Consider the following 15,985-nt stretch of genomic DNA (forward strand, 5'->3'; position numbering starts at 1 on the left):
CCTGATTCAACGATCAGACGATTCCGTCTGATCGCATCAGGCTCTAACGAAAATGTAATGAGCCTCTCGGGGTCTGGGCGAGGCATGGTCCGCCCAGACCCCAATTGAGGCTGATACATGAAGACCTTCTGGTTCGGCGCCGCTGCGGCGGCCGCCCTGATGAGCGCTGCGGCGCCGGCATCCTCCTCCGACTTCCGCCCCCTCCATATCTTCAGCGCCGCCCCCCCCGCCGAGGCCGGGGCGACCGTGGATGTCTCCCAGGCCCAGCGCATGGGCGCCTGGGGCTTTGACCGCACGGGCATGAACGCCGCCGTGCGCCCGGGCGAGGACTTCTTCAATCACGTCAACGGCGCCTATGTGGACGCCCTGGAGATCCCCTCGGACCGTTCGCGCTATGGCACGTTCGACGCCTTGAACGAGCTGTCGGTCAACCGCATGCGCGCCGTGCTCGACGCCTCGGCGGCGGGCGGCGGGGCCAGCGGCGACGAGGCCCTGATCGGGACCTTCTACAAGAGCTTCATGGACAAGGCCGCGGTGGACGCCAAGGGGGCCGCGCCGCTCTCCGGGGACCTGGCGAAGATCCGCGCCGCCGCCACCAAGGACGATCTCGCCCGGCTGATGGGCGAGACCATGAAGGGCTTCGGCGGCTCGATCTTCAGCGCCTATGTCTATGACGACGCCAAGAATCCCGAGCGCTACACGGTCTATCTCGGCCAGGCCGGCCTCGGCATGCCCGACCGGGACTATTATCTGACCGAGGCCTTCGCCGAGCAGAAGGCGCAGTATGAGGCCTATGTGGCCGAGCTCCTGACCCTGGCCGGCTGGACCGAGCCTGCGGCCAACGCCAAGGCCATCGTCGAGATGGAGACCAAGATCGCCGAGGTCTCCTGGACCCGGGCCGATCGCCGCGACGACGACAAGACCTATAATCCCTACACCCCGGCCGAACTGAAGGCCCATGCGCCGGACTTCCCGTGGGACGCCTTCATCCAGGGCGCCGACCTGACCGAGGCCGAGCGGGTGGTCGCCTCGGAAAACACCGCCTTCCCGAAGATCGCCGCCATCTTCGCCGAAACCCCGATCGAGGTTCAGAAGGCCTGGGCGGCCTACACCCTGGCCGATCAGGCCGCGCCCTATCTGTCGGAGCCCTTCGTCGCGGCCTATCACGGCTTCCGCGAGAAGACCCTGTCGGGCCAGCCCGAGCAGCGCCCCCGCTGGAAACGCGGCGTGACCATGGTCGACACCTATGCCGGCGAGGCCCTGGGCAAGCTCTATGTGGCCGAGTACTTCCCGCCGGAGAGCAAGGCCAAGATGGAAGCCCTGGTGGGCGACATCAAGACGGCCATGGAGACCCGCATCAAGGGGCTGACCTGGATGGGCGATGAGACCAAGGCCAAGGCCCTGGAGAAGCTGTCCAAGTTCACCGTGAAGATCGGCTATCCGGAGGAATGGCGGGACTATTCGGACCTGACCATCGCGAGCGACGACCTCTATGGCAATGTGGAGCGGGCCGCGGCGTTCGAATGGGCCTATCGGGTGGGTCGCCTGGACGAGCCGGTGGACGACAAGGAATGGGGCATGACGCCCCCGACCGTGAACGCCTATTACAGCCCGACCAAGAACCAGATCGTCTTCCCCGCCGCCATCCTCCAGCCGCCCTTCTTCGATCCCGAGGCTGATCCGGCCATCAACTATGGGGGCATCGGCGGGGTGATCGGCCACGAGATCACCCACGGCTTCGACGACCAGGGCCGCAAGTCGGACGGCGACGGCAAGCTGACCGACTGGTGGACGGCCGAGGACGCCGAGAAGTTCAACGCCCAGGCCCAGAAGCTCGGCGCCCAGTATTCCGCCATCGAGCCTCTGCCGGGCCTGCCGATCAATGGCCAGCTGAGCATGGGCGAGAATATCGCTGACCTGGGCGGCGTCCTGCTCGCCCTCGACGCCTATCACCTGTCCCTGGACGGCCAGCCGGCGCCGGTCATCGACGGCTTCACCGGCGACCAGCGGGTCTTCCTCGGCTGGGCGCAGGTGTGGCGCGGCAAGTACCGGGAGGACGCCCTGCGGCGTCAGCTGGTGTCGGGTCCCCACTCACCCCCGCACTATCGGGTCAATGTGCCGGTCGCCAATATCGACACCTGGTATGAGGCCTTCGATGTGGCGCCGGAGGACGCCATGCATGTGGCGCCGGAGGACCGGGTCCGCATCTGGTGAGTCCCGGAGCCGGGGCGCGGTCGCAGGGACCCGCTCCGGTTTTTATCGGATGAGTCAATTTTATGGGAATCGGCCAAAAGAAATGGCCCGTTGCGGGGGATAATCGCAACGGGCCTGTTCTTATTGTGAGCTGCCGCTCAGTTTAGAAGGGCGTTTCCTCCCCGAAACGCCGGAGACTTCAGGACTTAAGTCGCCGTCTTGTCTCTCGCCAGGTGAGAAAACGGTAATTTCGGGTCCGAGTCAATGAACCAAATCGGCAGAAAGGCGGAATTTCCCTTCAGATTTCCGGGATTTCGCCCAACAGCCCTCACAATCCCGATATTTCTGACTCAAATGTCAATTTTTAGCCAGGATCGACCTCAACCTGTCCATCCCCGGCGAGCAGGTTTCAAACACGAAGTCAGGTTGCGCGGCGGTAACCGGGCCAAGGCCGGCGGCTGACAGGGCCTGGCCGGCCTCCGCCACGACGCCCGCCGGGGCCAGCACGCCGTTGGGCCGGCGCGACGCGCCCCGGGAGATCAGGCCATCGATCACGCCCTGGCCGACGTCCCCGATCTCGGCCTCAGGCCAGGTCAGGGCGGCGCTGGCCCGGGCGTTGGCGCGGGCCTCCACCAGACGCAGAAGCTTCTCGGCCACCTGCAGGTGGGGATCGGTCCAGTCCGCCCGCAGGCTGGCGGCCAGATGCGCCTGGCTCCTCAGGATCACCCCGTCATTGAGCACCTTCAGCCCGTTGGCCTCCAGGGTGGCGCCGGTAGTGGTGATGTCGACCACGAGTTCCGCCGCCCCGGCCGCCGGCGCGCCTTCGGTGGCGCCGCCGGACTCCACGATCCGGTAGTCCACCAGACCATGACGAGCGAAGAAGGCCCGGGTCTGCAGGATGTATTTGGTGGCCACCCGCATCCGCCGCCCCGTGCGGGCCAGGATGTCGTGCGCCACCTCTTCCAGGTCGCCCATGGTCTCCACGTCGAGCCAGCTCTTGGGCGTGGCCACCACTAGGTCGGCGCGGCCAAAGCCCAGGGGACGCAGCAGCAGGGCGCGGGCGGAGAGGTCGCCCGGCCGCTCGCGCATCAGATCCTCGCCGGTCACCCCCAGATGGGCCTCGCCAGCGTCAATGGCCTCGGCGATGTCGCCGGCTGACAGCAGGCGAACCTGCGCGCCCTCCAGCCCCTTGAGGCTGGCCATGTAGCCGCGGGCGCCGCCCTCGGCCTCGAGCTTCAGCGCGCAGTCGGCGAGCCAGGCCTCGACCTGTTCCTTCAGCCGGCCCTTGGACGGCACGGCGATGATCAGCGGGGCGTCCATCAGGCTTCTCCCTGGGCGAAGGCCCGCCAGGGCCGGACCATACAACCGACCGCGCGACCGCCCGCCGCGCCCCCGAGCCGGGCCAGCAACCCGTCATACCGCCCGCCGGCCGCCACCGGCCGGTCGGCCCCGAGGGCTGTGCTGCGCACCTCGAAGGTCAGGCCGTCATAATAGTCGAAGGCGTGGCCGAGCCCCGGCGTGAACCTCAGGACATCCTGCGGAACACCCTCGGCGGCGAGCCGGGCGAGACGGCTCGACCACCCCGCGATCGCGGCGTCCAGGGCCGACGCCCGACCTCCGGCCAGACGACGGGCCTGGTCCAGCGCCGCCTCGGGCCGGTCAGAAATGGCCAGGAAGCCCGCGACGGCGGCGGCCTGGTCGGTGGTCAGGGCCGGCGCCCGGCGCGCTTGGGCCTTGGCCACCAGCCGCTCGGCGATCTCCGCCGGCCCACGGCCGCCCACTGGCGCAATCCCGGCCAGGGCCCAGGCTTCGCGGAGCAGGATTCCAGCCCCCTCGCCGGGCAGATCCGCCAGCAGATCGGCGAGACCCCCGTCGGTCCCGTCCTCCGCCGCCGCCTGTCCGGCGCGCGCCAGCTCGGCCTGGAGCAGGCGCGGGCGCTTGGCGATGCGGACCAGGCGGGCCGCCAGGGCCGGGGCGAGATCGAGGCTGTCGATGAAGGCGGCGAACAGGGCCGCATCCCCCAGCCAGAATTCCAGATCGCTCCGCGCGCCGGCGACCGCCGCACGCCAGGCTAGGGCCGCCACTTCGGCGTCAGACGCCACGGCGTCCGAGGCTGGGGGATCAAACCGCTCCAGACCCAGCTGCAGGAATTCCTCCGATCGGCCGGTGTGCTCGGGCGCGGCGCGAAACGCCTTGCCCTGGTAGACATAGCGACCTTCGGCGGCGCCGCTTTCCACGTGGCTGCGGGCCACGGGCGCCGTGAAGTCCGGCCGCAGGCAGGATTCCGCGCCCCCCTCGGCCTGGACCACGAACAGCCGCGCCCGCAGGCCCTCGCCCGCCAGGTCCAGGATCAGGTTCAGGGGCTGCACCAGGGGCACGTCCGCCAGGGTCGCGCCCGCCGCTTCGAACGGCGCACGGATGGCCGCCAGGACGGCGGGCGGCAGGGTCGGCTCCACCCGCATCAGGCGCCCCTCACGATCTTGGCCACGCTCGCCACCAGCTCGCCGCGGGGGCAGCTGATCTGGCCCGGACGCTCGCCGCGCCATTGGCTGTTGTCGGTGATCCCGGCGGCCAGTTCGCGCCCGAGGTCGAGATCCTTGATGGTCACGGTCCCTGCGGCGATCTCGTCCCCGCCCAGGATGACGGCGGCCGGCGCCAGGCGCCGGTCAGCATACTTCATCTGGGCCTTCATGCCTGAGGATCCCAGATAGACCTCCGCGGCGATGCCGGCGGCCCGCAGCTCGCCGGCGGCGGCGAAATAGTGGGCCATGTCCTCATTGTTGAAGGCGATGACCACCACCGGCCCGCGGACGTCGGCGGCCATGTCCCGGCCCGCCGCGCGCAGGGCCGAGGCCAGGCGGGAGACCCCGAAGGAGAAGCCCGTGGCCGGCACGGTCTGGCCGGTGAAGCGGGCGACCAGGTCGTCATACCGGCCACCGCCGCCGATGGAGCCGAAGCGGACCGGATGTCCCTTCTCGTCGGTGGTCTCCAGCAGCAGTTCGGCCTCGAACACCGCGCCGGTAGAGTAGTCCAGCCCCCGGACGATGGCCGGCTCGAAGACCGCCTGGGCCTCGGACACCCCCAGGCTTTTCAGCGCCCCGTCGATGGCCGCCAGTTCGGCCAGCCCCGCATCCCCCTCCGCCGAGCCGCCGATGATGTCGGCCAGACGGGCGAGCACACTGGCCCGATCACCGCCTGCGGCGCCCGCAGCGGTGAAGGCGAGCACGGCTTCAGCCGCCGCCGCGTTCAGCCCCGCGCCCTTGGTAAAGGCGCCGGATTCGTCCTTGCGGCCTTCGCCGAGCAACAGGCGAACCCCGTCGGGGCCGAGGCGGTCGAGCTTGTCCACCGCCCGCAGCACGCCCAGCTTCTGGCGCTCGTCGCTGACCCCGGCCGTGGCCAGCAGGCCGTTGAGCAGCTTGCGGTTATTGATACGGATCACCGCCGACCCGGCCGGCAGGCCGGCCGCGGCCAGGCCCTCCGAAGCCATGGCGATGATCTCGGCGTCGGCCTCCGGTCGGGCCGAGCCCACAGTGTCGGCGTCGCACTGGGTGAATTCGCGGAAACGGCCGGGCCCAGGCTTCTCGTTGCGCCAGACCGGGCCGAAGGCGTAGCGGCGGAACGGCTTGGGCAGGGTCTCCCAGTTCTGGGCGGCGAACCTCGCCAGCGGCGCGGTCAGGTCGTAGCGGAGCGCCATCCACTGTTCGTCATCGTCCTGCAGGGCGAAGACGCCCTCATTGGGACGATCGGCGTCGGGCAGGAACTTGCCCAGGGCATCGGCATATTCGAAGGCGCCGGTGTCCAGGGCCTCGAACCCATAGCGCTCATAGACCGCCGAGACGGCGGTGAGAATCTGGCGCTCGGCCACCAGGTCGCGGGCGCGGCGGTCCATGAAGCCGCGCGGGCTGCGCGCCTCCGGGCGGGTGGGGGCGGTCTCGTCGGTCATGGCGCGCGCCTAAATGAAGGAGCCGGACGCCGCAAGGACGCGGCGGGCTCTGGCGAAGGGGGGAAGGCGTTCAAGGTCATACGTCGCTCCTAAGGTCATGGGCGCGACGGACGGGGATATCCAGCGGCGAGCCCCGTCCGCTGCGGGGGCTCGAGCCGTGGTCGTCGTCCTAGGACCTAGGCCGCGCAACCCCGCCCGATCCCGCAGGAGATCGGATGGTGGTGATGGCCGTGATGGGGCGCGACGCAGATCATGGGCGGCCCTATAGCCGAGGCGCGCGCGCAAGGCCAGCCTTCAGGGCTCGCCCCGCAGCCGCGAGATCAAGGCCGAGGTCGAGGGATCATGGGCGCCGACCGCCTCGCCCTCCAGATCCTTCAAGATGCGGCCGGCCAGGGTCTTGCCCAGTTCCACGCCCCACTGGTCGAAGCTGTTGATCCCCCAGAGCACGCCTTCGACGAAGGTCTTGTGCTCGTAGAGGGCGATCAGGGCGCCCAGCGCTTCCGGCGTCAGGGCGTCCATCAGCAGGAAGCTGGTGGGCCGGTCGCCGGGGAAGGTCTTCTGGGGCGCCAGGATGTCGATTTCGCCGGCCGACAGGCCGTCGGCCTGCAGGGACCGGCGGACCTCGGCCTCGCTGCGGCCAACCATCAGGGCTTCGGCCTGGGCGAGCGCATTGGCCAGCAGCTTGGTCTGCGAAGCGGGATGGCCGTCGGCGCTATGGGCGACCGCCAGGATGTCGGCCGGGATGATGTCGCTGCCCTGATGCATCAGTTGGAAGAAGGCGTGCTGCACATTGGTGCCGGCGTCGCCGAACACCGCCGCAGCGGTGGCCTGCCTGACCGGCTTCCCGTCCGTGCGCGTGCGCTTGCCGTTGGACTCCATCTCCAGCTGCTGGAGGAAGTTGGGCAGCAATCGCAGACGCTGGGCGTAGGGCACCACGGCGCGCACCGGCCGATCCATGGCGTTGCGATTGAAGATGTGGGCCAGGGCCAGCAATACCGGCGCATTGGCCGCCAGCGGCGCCTGGCGGAAGTGGTCGTCCATGGCCGCGCCGCCGGCCAGCAGCGCCTCGAACACGTCCGGTCCCAGGGCGATGGCGCAGGACAGACCCACCGAGGACCAGACCGAATAGCGCCCGCCGACCCAGTCTCGGAAACCGAAGATCTGGTCGTCCCGCACGCCAAAGCCCTGAGCCACGTCCGGCGCGGCCGAGACCGCCACCAGATGGGCGTCGCCGGCCTCCCCAAGGGCGGCGCGCAGCCAGTCCCGGGCGATCATGGCGTTGGCCATGGTCTCCTGGGTGGTGAAGGTCTTGGAGACCACGACCACCAGGGTCTCGGCGGGATCAAGTCCCGACAGAGCCTGGGCGCTGTCGGCCGGGTCCACATTGGCGATGAACCGCAGGTCGATGGCCGGATCGGCCGCCCGCAGCGCTTCCCAGACCAGCCGGGGTCCGAAATCCGACCCGCCAATGCCGATATGGACGATGGCCTTGAACGGCTTGTCGGTCGCGCCCCGCCGCTCGCCGCCGCCGATGGCGCGGGCGAAGTCGGCCATGGCCGCGCGGGTCGCCTCGACCTCGCGGGAGACCGGCTCCCCCTGGGCGGCGAAGTCTGCGCCCCGCGGCGCGCGGAGCGCCATGTGCAGGGCCGCGCGGCCCTCGGACGGATTGGCGGTCTCCCCAGCGAACAGCCGTTCGCGCGCCGCCTCCAGCCCAGCGGCCTGCGCCAGGTCCAGGGCCAGGGCCAGGTCCTTGGCCGACCAGGGCTGTTTGGAAAGGTCCAGGCAGAGGCCGGCAGCCTGCAGGCTCAGGCGAGCCAGGCGGTCGGGCTCGGCCTCGAACAGGCTGGCGATGGAACGCGCCGCCGCAGCGGCCCCCGCGGCGCGAAGCCGGCACCAGGCGGCGTCCAGGTCGGACATGATTCATCCCCCGTTCAAGCGGCCCCGCGCAGGATGGCGTTGTCCAACCTGCCTGTACGAACCGGGCCGAAACCGGTTAGCAAAAGCCGGTCGTCCCGTCTTCGTTCCCATGGCCCTGCGCCCCGGGAACGCGCTCAATCTGTGTCCTGAGGTCAGATCCATGTCCTGCGCCGCCCTCGCCGCCTCGACCCTGCTGTGGATGGCCGCCGCCCCTGCGCCCGTTCAGCCGAACGCCCCGACGCCGGCGCCGGCCACCGCGCTGGAGCCCCTGTTCGCCGACATCGTCGCCCGCGCCCAGGACCTGAAGGCCCAGGCCGAGGCCATGCGCGAAACCGACGCCCCGGCGACCGAGGCGTTCAAGACCGGCGTCGCCGACCTGGCCGCCCTGGACAGCCAGGGCCAGCAGAAGGTGCGCGACCGGGGCGTCGATGGAGACCTGGCCTGCATCCTGCGGGGCATTTCCGAGGACCTGCCGGTCAAGCTCGCCGCCCTGCAGTTGGCCGCCGACAAGCCGGCTAGGGACACCGCCCTGCGGGAGCTGATCTATCTGCTCAACGACAATGTCGAGGTGCTGCTCGCCCCGCCGGGGCCGGCCTCTGGCCTGGCGCCCGACGGGAGCGTCTAAGAACCCGAGAGCCCGGTCTTTGAGTCAGGCTGTCGGGTCTATGTCTTGAGCGCGTTTCGTTCCGATAACCGGCGCCGGCTTATCGGAACGCGCTCTAGTACTTCACGCTGCAGCCATAGGGCGCCGAGACCGGCTGGGCCACGGCGCGGCCGGCCTTCACGTCGCCCAGGGCGGCGACCACATAGTTCTTGGCGCCGTTGAGGGTCGCTGCGTCGGCGCTGTTCTTGTCGTCGATGCCGCCCATATAGACGAGCGTTCCGGCCGGGTTGACCACGTACATGTGGGGCGTGGTCCTGGCGGCATAGGCGCGGCCGACCTCTCCCTTGGGATCGAGCAGGATGGCGGTAGGCGCCGCCCCGCTCTCGGCCTTCCAGTCATTGGCCTCGGCGGCGGTCTTGTAGCCCTGCTTGCCGGGCGCCGAGGAAATGAGCGTCAGCCACACCACGCCGTCGCGACCCGCGCTCTTCTGCAGGCCCTGCATGGCGCCGGCATTGTAGTGCTTCTGGACATAGGGGCAGCCCTCATTGGTCCATTCGAGGACCACGGTCTTGCCCTTGAACTCCGCCAGGCTGCGGGACTTGCCGGTGGAATCCACGGCCGTGAAGGCCGGGGCCGGCTTGCCGATGGCCGGGGCCGCCAGGGCGGGCGCAGCGACCAGGGCCGCGGCGGCGGCCAGGCCCAGCAGAATGGGGCGGCGGGAAAGCGTCGAGGTCGTCATGGGCGTCTCCTTCTTGGGATATAGGCCGGCGAGCACTCTTTCTTTTACGCGTCGATCAGCCGGCGGATGCGGCGGCCTGCAGGGCGCGGACCACCACGCCCTCGGTGAGGATCTGCGGCAGGATCACCGGCTCGGCGCCGGCCCCGCCATAGACCAGATACAAGGGTACCCCAGCCCGGCCGTGGCGGGCCAGTTCGGCGGCGATCACCTCGTCCTTCCGGGTCCAGTCGCCTTTCAGATAGACAGTTCCGGTGCCGGCCAGGGCGTCGGCCACCCCCTGCCGCGCCAGGGCCACCTGCTCGTTCACCTGGCAGGTGACGCACCAGGCGGCGGTGAAGTTCACGAAGACCGGCGCGCCCTGGGCGCGCAGCTCGGCCAGGCGCTCGGCGCTATAGGGCTCGTAGGGCAGCTCGGCCACCGCGCCCCTGGCCTCGCCCGCCGGGGCCGGGGTCTGATAGGCCGGGATGAGCACCGCAGCCAGGGCCGCGACGGCCAGGACGGCGGCGCCGCCCTTAAGCGCGACACCGCCCGAGCGCGCCTGCGAGAGGCCATAGAGCCAGGCGGCCAGGGCCAGCACCACGGCTGCGGCCAGGAGCCGAGCCAGGCCCATGGGCCCGACCTGCAGGGTCAGGACCCACAGCAGCCAGGCCGCGGCGCCATACATCGGAAAGGCCAGCACCTTGCGCAGATGATCCATCCAGGGGCCTGGGCGGGGCAGGCGCGAGAGCAGGCCCGGCGCAAAGGCCACAGCCACAAAGGGGGCGGCGAAGCCGAGCCCCAGGGCGGCGAACACCAGCAGGGCGGCCGGCGCGCTCTGAGTCAGGGCCCAGCCGAGCGCCGGGGCCATGAAGGGCGCGGTGCAGGGGGCGGCGACCACCACGGCCAGGACGCCGGTGAAGAAGGCGCCGGCCAGGCCGCCCCGGCTGGCGAGGCCTGTCCCAACCCCTTGCAGGGAGGTCCCGATCTCGAACACGCCCGACAGATTGAGCGCCACGGCCAGCATCAGCAGGCAGAGCGCAGCGACCACCGGCGGCGACTGCAGCTGGAAGCCCCAGCCGACGGCGGCGCCGGCCGCCTGGGCGACGATCAGCGCGAGCGCCAGGGCCAGGAAGGTGGCCAGAACCCCGGCCAGGAAGGCCAGGCCCTGGCGCCGCGCGGCGGCCTGTTCGTGAGCGTGGCCCGCCAGGCTCGCGGCCTTCATGGCCAGGATGGGGAAGACGCAGGGCATCAGGTTGAGGATCAGCCCGCCCAGGATGGCGAAGACCACAGCCAGGGGAAGCCCCAGCCCGGCTCCGCCGCCGCCCGCCCGCGCCACGGGCGGGCCAAGGCCAGCGGCTTCGGCCGGAAGCGGGCCGGCCTGGGCCTCGATCTCATAATAGGTCTCGCCGACCTTGAGGACGCCAGCCATGACCTGGGGCGGTTCGGGACCCTGGAAGGCGTAGCTGGGAGTCAGGGACAAGGTGAGGCCTTGAGGCCCCCGCTCGATGGCCTGGGGGGCGGCATGGTCGATCACCGCCCCGTCAAAGGGGAAGAAGTAGCTCTCGGCCATGTCGGCGCCGGTCAGCACATCGCCGGTCACGGCGAGCTTCAGGCCCGCGTCGTCATTGTGGAAAACTGCTGTGAGACCGGCCGGCTTCGGCGCAGCCTCCAGGGCGCGGGCGATGGGCTGCGCCCACCGCCCCGCCGGTTGGGCGGGCTCGGCCTGCACCGGCAGGGTCAGTTCGAGCAGCGCGTCCTCCGGGATGCAGATCTCTTCGCAGACCAGGAAGGCGGCGGCCGCGCGCAGGGTCACCGACTGGCCCGGCGTCGCACCGGCCGGCGCCGTCAGGGTCATGGGCAGGATCACCTCGCCGGAATAGCCATAGTTCACCAGGGGGCCGGCGGGCTGGGGCTGCGGCGGCTGCCAGACGAATTCGCCGGCCTGCCAGCCAGCCGGAAGCGTCCAGCCGATCTTGGTCGCTTCGCCGGAATCACCGGGATTGCGCCAATAGGTGTGCCAGCCCTTGTCGATCTCCTGGCGCAGGGCGACCTGGATGGTCTGGCCCGGCGCGATGGCCTGGGTCTGGGCGATCAGCTCGGCCCTAAGGTGACCGGTGTCCACCGGTGCGGCCAGGGCCGGGCCCGCCAGGCTCAACGGCAGGACCAGGGCGGCGAGCAGGAACCCGGCGAGACGACGCATCATGCTTGAACTCAAACCTGTTTGGGGCTTGCCGCTATATGGGGTCAGATAGGCCTTGCCCGCAAATCCGTGATTCCGGAACCTGGGGCCCCCGCCTGATCTACGACGGGCGGCGTCAGAGGTTTCAGCCCCTAACCGCTACGAGAACCGAGAATGCCCGCACCGTTTGACGACATCGAGATCGGCCAGGTGGTGAACCTGGGCGCCGCGGCCGTTGACGCCAAGGCGCTGGCGGCCTTCATCGCGGCCTTCACACCCGGCTGGACCCTGGATCGCGGGGCGCCTGACACCATGGTCTTCGCCATCTGGGCGCGGCTGGACAGCCAGGCTGCGGCCGGCTGGCCCCAGACCAAGCGGCTGGGGGTCGACGCCCTGCGATGGGTGCGCAACCCGCCCGCCGGCGAGCTGCTGCGGGGGCGGATGACGGTGATGGGCAAGGACCCGGTGGGGGAGGGCAAGGGCATTGTCATCGCCCAGCACGACCTGCTGGACGAGGCCGGACGACTGGTCTTTTCCTGCCTGACCCGCAGCATCTTCGCCCGGTAGGCGCGAGATCTGCGCCCACCGGGGAGATGTTCAGCCTCAGCTGTTGGCGGCCTGCAGGGTCTGGGCCTGCATCTGGCGGTTCATCGACAGGGCGACCAGGCGGTCCCACTGGGCCAGCGAGATCAGGTGCGCATAGATCTGGTTCAGGGCGCCCGACTGGCGCAGGTCCATGAACTTCTCAGCCGGCAGCTCGCGCAGGCGCTCTTCGGAGACGCCGAAATAGTCGGCCAGTTTCTGGGGCTCGCCCGGCGTGCCGTCCTCATTCACTGGGGTGTAGAAGGACTCCTTGGGCTCAAACAGGTCCAACGCCTTCAGCAGCTGGATGAAGCTCTGGGTCTTCTGCCGTTCCATCTCGTAGTTGTTGCAGAAGGTCAGGCAGTTCTGGGTGTACTCGGTCGGCTCGCCCTTTTCGTCGAAGAAGGGCAGCTCGGCGTCCTTCTCGGCGAAGAAGGCCGCGTTGCGGTCGACGCACAGGATCGACTGGCCGGCCTTGGAATCATTGGCGAAGACGAAGGGGTAGCGGCGCACATAGGCCGGCACATAGATGCCCGCCTCGAACAGGCCGGTGGGCAGGACGAAGATGTTCTCGTCGTGGTTCAGACCCATCACCTGCAGGGGGGTCTTTTCCTCGCCCACGAAGATGATCGGGCCGTTCAGCACGGCCAGCTGGAATTCAGACACCGTCAGCGGGACCAGGTTGTGCTTGGCCGCGAAGCTGAAGGGACCGTCGATCCGCTTCACGCCCATGCCCTTGTGGGTGGTCGGGTTGAGCGGCTCGGGATTGGAATAGAACAGAACGTTGCCGGAGATCTGGCCCGTGGCCGAAGCGGTAGTCTCGGTCATAAGAAACCTTCGAGGAATTCGGGTGTCCCACGGGTCCACCAGGACCCGCGCGCGGAGCGGTCGGGCGCTTCTAGCCGATCAGGGCTAGGGCGGCAAATGCCAGGAGGGACGCTTGCGTCGCAGCCTCTGTGCCGGTTCAATCGGACCCATAGAAGAGCAGCCCAACCTCGAGCGGGCTCCGGAGGAACGATTTCAACATGCCTATCTTTTATCCCGACATTCTCGACCAGCGCACCGCGCCGCGCACATTCACCTACGGCGACAAGGACGTCATGCTCTACGCCCTCGGCGTCGGCATGGGCCAGGACCCGATGAACGAGACGGAGCTTCCCTTCGTCTATGAGAAGAACCTGAAGGTCATCCCGACCGCAGCCACCGTCCTGGCCGCTGGCGCCCGGGCTGCGGCCAATGCCGGTCCCGCCCCGCAGATGCCCGAGGGCCACCGCCCCAGCCAGATCAACTTCCTGATGGTCGTCCATGGCGAACAGAAGGTGGAGTTGCACAAGCCCCTGCCCACCAAGGGGACCTTCACCGTCGAGGGCCGCACGGTCGGCGCCTATGACAAGGGCAAGGACAAGGGCGCGGTCGTCATCAACGAATCGGTCTGGACCGACGAGAACGGCGAGAAGGTCGCCACCCTGACCTCGTCGACCTTCGCCCGCGGCGACGGCGGCTTCGGCGGTCCCACCGAGGGCGCGCCCGAGCCGCACAAGGTGCCTGAGCGGGCGCCGGACATGTCGGTGGACTTCACCACCCGCGAGGACCAGGCCCTGCTCTATCGCCTGAACGGCGACCGCAACCCGCTGCATTCGGATCCCGACTCGGCCAAGCGCTCGGGCTTCCCGCGGCCGATCCTGCACGGGCTTTGCACCTATGGCATCACCTGCCGCGCCATCCTGCAGGCGGTGACCGACTTCGATCCCGACCAGATCAAGAGCCACCAGGCGCGGTTCTCCGCCCCGGTCTTCCCCGGCGACACCATCACGGTGGACATCTGGAAGGACGGCAAGGAGATCAGCTTTGAGGCGCGCGTGAAGTCCCGCAACGCCACGGTGATCAAAAACGGTCTGGCGGTGCTGCGCTAGTCCAGGGCCTGCTCTGAACGGTTCCCCCTCGCGGGGAGCCGTTCTAGAGAGGGCGGATGATCCGTATGCACCCCGCCCTCACGGCCCTCGCCTTCGCCGCTGGACTTTCGGCCTGTGTCGCCGCCCCGGCCCACGCGCCGACGACCCTGGCCGAACCCAACAGCCCCGACTTCGTCCCGCCGGAGATCGATGGCTACCTGACCGCCGCCGACCTGGACGGCGCCGTCCTGATCGGTCCGCCGCCGGCGCCCGACAGCCCCCGCGGCCGCGCCGACGCCCAACGCTTCGAAGAGACCAGGTCCCTGGAAGGCACAGACCGCTGGGCCAAGGCCGCCGCCGACGCCGACCTCTGGGGCGGCAAGGCGCTGAAGGGCTATGCCTGCGCCGCCGGCCTCGACATCAGCCCGGAGTCCACGCCGGTCACCGCCCACATCCTGGAGCGGGCCGAGCAGGACGTCCGCACGGTGAGCACGCCGGCCAAGGATCACTATGCCCGGCTCCGCCCGCTGATCGGCAACGACAAGCCGGTCTGCGTGCCCCGGGCGCCCTGGATGGAGATCAACGCCTCCTACCCCTCGGGCCATTCCATGACCGGCTGGGCCTGGGCGCTGATCCTGGTGGAGCTGGCGCCCGACAAGGCCGGCCCCCTGCTGGAGGCCGGCAAGGAGATGGGCGAGTCGCGGGTCATCTGCGGCATGCACTATCCCAGCGACGTGGAGGCCGGCCGCGACCTGGCTGCGGCCATGGTCGCCCGCATGCGGGCCAATCCGGAATTCCGCGCCGACATGGAGAAGGCCCGCCGCGAAGTCGCCCGCCTCAAGGCGCCGCCGAGCGGCTGCACGCTCTAAGGGATTGCGATCCAGACCCAGGCGGGGCGGAAGGGATCATCCGCCGGGGCGTTGGGGTTCTCGAAGTCGAGATCGGGGCGCCGGGCCAGGGCAAGCCGCTGCATCACGGCCTGCGAACGCAGATTGTGCGGACTGGTATAGGCCCAGACCTCCGTCAGCCCCAGCCGCCCGAAGGCGTCGGCCAGAACGGCGGCGGCCGCCTCGGTGGCGTAGCCCTGGCCCCAGGTCTCGGGGATCAGCCGCCAGCCGATTTCCGGCGTGCCGGCGACGGGCTGGCTCTCATGGGCCGGCATGACCCCGCACCAGCCCAGCACGCGGCCGTCAGAGCGGCGCTCCACACAGAACCGGCCATAGCCCAGGCGATCAAAGGTCTCCTCGACCCGCGCCAGCCGGGCGTCGGCCTCGTCGGGGCTCAGCACCCCGCCCAGCCAGTCCATCACCTGCGGATCGGCGCAGATGGCGTGGAAGGCTGGCCGGTCGCCGTCGCGCCAGCGCCGCAGGATGAGCCGCTCGGTCTCGATCATGAGCGACCCTAGGCTGGCCGGTCGGCTGGCGCCAAGCTTCAAACCGGCCGCGGACCGGCCAGGGCGCCGTAGAGGTCGGTGCGGCGGTCGCGGAAGAAGCCCCAGGCCGCCCGGTGGGTGGCCAGGAAGTCCAGGTCGAACTCCGAGGTCAGCACCCCCTCCTCATTGGCCCCGAACTCAGCGACGAGGTCGCCGCGATGGTCGGCGATGAAGGACGAGCCGTAGAAGCGCTGGCCGCCGCCGGGATAGTTCTCCCACGGCTCGAAGCCCGTGCGGTTGGCGCCCACAACCGGGATCACGTTGGAGACCGCATGGCCCTGCATGGCCCGCCGCCAGGGGGCGGCGGTGTCCAGGGTCTCGTCATGGGGCTCAGAGCCGATGGCCGTGGGATAGAACAGCACCTCGGCGCCCATCAGCGCCATGGCCCGCGCGGCCTCGGGGTACCACGGGTCCCAGCAGATGCCGACGCCCACCCTGCCGAACCGGGTGTCCCAGACGCGGAAGCCGGTGTCGCCCGGGCGGAAATAGTACTTCTCCTGATAGCCCGGCCCGTCGGGGATGTGG

The 15,985-nt window shown here is 69.8% G+C and carries 14 protein-coding genes; 5 read left to right on the plus strand and 9 right to left on the minus strand.

Translation table 11 applies throughout. From position 1 onward, the window contains the following. Positions 1-117: 117 nt before the first annotated feature. Positions 118-2,214, plus strand: a complete 2,097-nt coding sequence (locus tag Q7S93_RS09480) for a M13 family metallopeptidase (protein WP_304713641.1) — start codon at positions 118-120, stop codon at positions 2,212-2,214. Between the two features lie 336 nt (positions 2,215-2,550). Here the strand turns inward: Q7S93_RS09480 and hisG are convergent, their stop codons facing one another. The 4 genes from hisG to pgi all read right to left on the minus strand — a co-directional run bounded on the left by hisG (position 2,551) and on the right by pgi (position 8,053). Continuing rightward, positions 2,551-3,513: an ATP phosphoribosyltransferase gene (gene hisG / locus Q7S93_RS09485; protein ID WP_304713642.1), complete on the minus strand. Its 963-nt coding sequence runs from the start codon at positions 3,511-3,513 to the stop codon at positions 2,551-2,553. Then, the gene (locus Q7S93_RS09490; protein WP_304713643.1) at positions 3,513-4,655 is read right to left on the minus strand and encodes an ATP phosphoribosyltransferase regulatory subunit; all 1,143 of its coding nucleotides are present in this window, start codon (positions 4,653-4,655) and stop codon (positions 3,513-3,515) included. Before Q7S93_RS09490 ends, hisG begins: the two co-directional genes overlap by 1 nt. After that, complete coding sequence (gene hisS, locus Q7S93_RS09495) at positions 4,655-6,136, minus strand: histidine--tRNA ligase (protein ID WP_304713644.1); 1,482 nt, start codon at positions 6,134-6,136, stop codon at positions 4,655-4,657. The genes Q7S93_RS09490 and hisS overlap by 1 nt, the downstream gene beginning before the upstream one ends. Before the next feature lie 294 nt (positions 6,137-6,430). Next, positions 6,431-8,053 carry a glucose-6-phosphate isomerase gene (gene pgi, locus Q7S93_RS09500; protein ID WP_304713645.1) on the minus strand — a complete coding sequence of 541 codons (1,623 nt, stop codon included), beginning with the start codon at positions 8,051-8,053 and terminating at the stop codon, positions 6,431-6,433. A 160-nt stretch (positions 8,054-8,213) separates the two neighbouring features. Here pgi and Q7S93_RS09505 point away from each other — a divergent pair, with 160 nt between their 5' ends. Then, the gene (locus Q7S93_RS09505; RefSeq protein WP_304713646.1) at positions 8,214-8,678 is read left to right on the plus strand and encodes a hypothetical protein; all 465 of its coding nucleotides are present in this window, start codon (positions 8,214-8,216) and stop codon (positions 8,676-8,678) included. Positions 8,679-8,772: 94 nt separating this feature from the next. On the opposite strand, the gene Q7S93_RS09510 is transcribed toward Q7S93_RS09505, so the two are convergent. Together Q7S93_RS09510 and Q7S93_RS09515 are read right to left on the minus strand one after the other, a co-directional pair. Then, on the minus strand, positions 8,773-9,396 hold the full coding sequence (locus Q7S93_RS09510; RefSeq protein ID WP_304713647.1) for a redoxin domain-containing protein: 624 nt from the start codon (positions 9,394-9,396) through the stop codon (positions 8,773-8,775). A gap of 55 nt (positions 9,397-9,451) precedes the next feature. After that, a complete protein-coding gene (locus tag Q7S93_RS09515) occupies positions 9,452-11,578 on the minus strand; it encodes a protein-disulfide reductase DsbD family protein (RefSeq protein WP_304713648.1) in 2,127 nt (708 codons plus the stop codon). Positions 11,579-11,728: 150 nt separating this feature from the next. On the opposite strand from Q7S93_RS09515, the gene Q7S93_RS09520 reads away from it, so the two are divergent. Further along, positions 11,729-12,121, plus strand: a complete 393-nt coding sequence (locus Q7S93_RS09520) for an acyl dehydratase (RefSeq protein ID WP_304713649.1) — start codon at positions 11,729-11,731, stop codon at positions 12,119-12,121. Between the two features lie 36 nt (positions 12,122-12,157). Here the strand turns inward: Q7S93_RS09520 and Q7S93_RS09525 are convergent, their stop codons facing one another. After that, the gene (locus tag Q7S93_RS09525) at positions 12,158-12,964 is read right to left on the minus strand and encodes a SapC family protein (protein ID WP_304713650.1); all 807 of its coding nucleotides are present in this window, start codon (positions 12,962-12,964) and stop codon (positions 12,158-12,160) included. Between the two features lie 197 nt (positions 12,965-13,161). Here Q7S93_RS09525 and Q7S93_RS09530 point away from each other — a divergent pair, with 197 nt between their 5' ends. Both Q7S93_RS09530 and Q7S93_RS09535 read left to right on the plus strand, forming a co-directional pair. Then, a complete protein-coding gene (locus Q7S93_RS09530; protein WP_304713651.1) occupies positions 13,162-14,049 on the plus strand; it encodes a MaoC/PaaZ C-terminal domain-containing protein in 888 nt (295 codons plus the stop codon). Positions 14,050-14,105: 56 nt separating this feature from the next. Beyond that, positions 14,106-14,897, plus strand: a complete 792-nt coding sequence (locus Q7S93_RS09535; protein WP_304713652.1) for an acid phosphatase — start codon at positions 14,106-14,108, stop codon at positions 14,895-14,897. On the opposite strand, the gene Q7S93_RS09540 is transcribed toward Q7S93_RS09535, so the two are convergent. Both Q7S93_RS09540 and Q7S93_RS09545 read right to left on the minus strand, forming a co-directional pair. Continuing rightward, a complete protein-coding gene (locus Q7S93_RS09540; protein ID WP_304713653.1) occupies positions 14,894-15,421 on the minus strand; it encodes a GNAT family N-acetyltransferase in 528 nt (175 codons plus the stop codon). The two genes, Q7S93_RS09535 and Q7S93_RS09540, sit on opposite strands and share 4 nt — an antisense overlap. A 38-nt stretch (positions 15,422-15,459) precedes the next feature. After that, the coding region (locus Q7S93_RS09545; RefSeq protein ID WP_304713654.1) for a nitrilase-related carbon-nitrogen hydrolase at positions 15,460-15,985 on the minus strand (526 nt) is incomplete at its 5' end.

It is taken from the genome of Phenylobacterium sp., assembly GCF_030646615.1.
Taxonomy (GTDB): Bacteria; Pseudomonadota; Alphaproteobacteria; order Caulobacterales; family Caulobacteraceae; genus Phenylobacterium.

Coding starts and splice junctions, on each gene's coding strand:
- Q7S93_RS09530 (WP_304713651.1), top strand. CDS start 13,162: ATGCCTATCTTTTATCCCGACATTCTCGACCAGCGCACCGCGCCGCGC.
- Q7S93_RS09540 (WP_304713653.1), bottom strand. CDS start 15,421: ATGATCGAGACCGAGCGGCTCATCCTGCGGCGCTGGCGCGACGGCGAC.
- Q7S93_RS09520 (WP_304713649.1), top strand. CDS start 11,729: ATGCCCGCACCGTTTGACGACATCGAGATCGGCCAGGTGGTGAACCTG.
- pgi (WP_304713645.1), bottom strand. CDS start 8,053: ATGTCCGACCTGGACGCCGCCTGGTGCCGGCTTCGCGCCGCGGGGGCC.
- Q7S93_RS09525 (WP_304713650.1), bottom strand. CDS start 12,964: ATGACCGAGACTACCGCTTCGGCCACGGGCCAGATCTCCGGCAACGTT.
- Q7S93_RS09515 (WP_304713648.1), bottom strand. CDS start 11,578: ATGATGCGTCGTCTCGCCGGGTTCCTGCTCGCCGCCCTGGTCCTGCCG.
- Q7S93_RS09490 (WP_304713643.1), bottom strand. CDS start 4,655: ATGCGGGTGGAGCCGACCCTGCCGCCCGCCGTCCTGGCGGCCATCCGT.
- Q7S93_RS09505 (WP_304713646.1), top strand. CDS start 8,214: ATGTCCTGCGCCGCCCTCGCCGCCTCGACCCTGCTGTGGATGGCCGCC.
- Q7S93_RS09480 (WP_304713641.1), top strand. CDS start 118: ATGAAGACCTTCTGGTTCGGCGCCGCTGCGGCGGCCGCCCTGATGAGC.
- hisS (WP_304713644.1), bottom strand. CDS start 6,136: ATGACCGACGAGACCGCCCCCACCCGCCCGGAGGCGCGCAGCCCGCGC.
- Q7S93_RS09535 (WP_304713652.1), top strand. CDS start 14,106: ATGATCCGTATGCACCCCGCCCTCACGGCCCTCGCCTTCGCCGCTGGA.
- Q7S93_RS09510 (WP_304713647.1), bottom strand. CDS start 9,396: ATGACGACCTCGACGCTTTCCCGCCGCCCCATTCTGCTGGGCCTGGCC.
- hisG (WP_304713642.1), bottom strand. CDS start 3,513: ATGGACGCCCCGCTGATCATCGCCGTGCCGTCCAAGGGCCGGCTGAAG.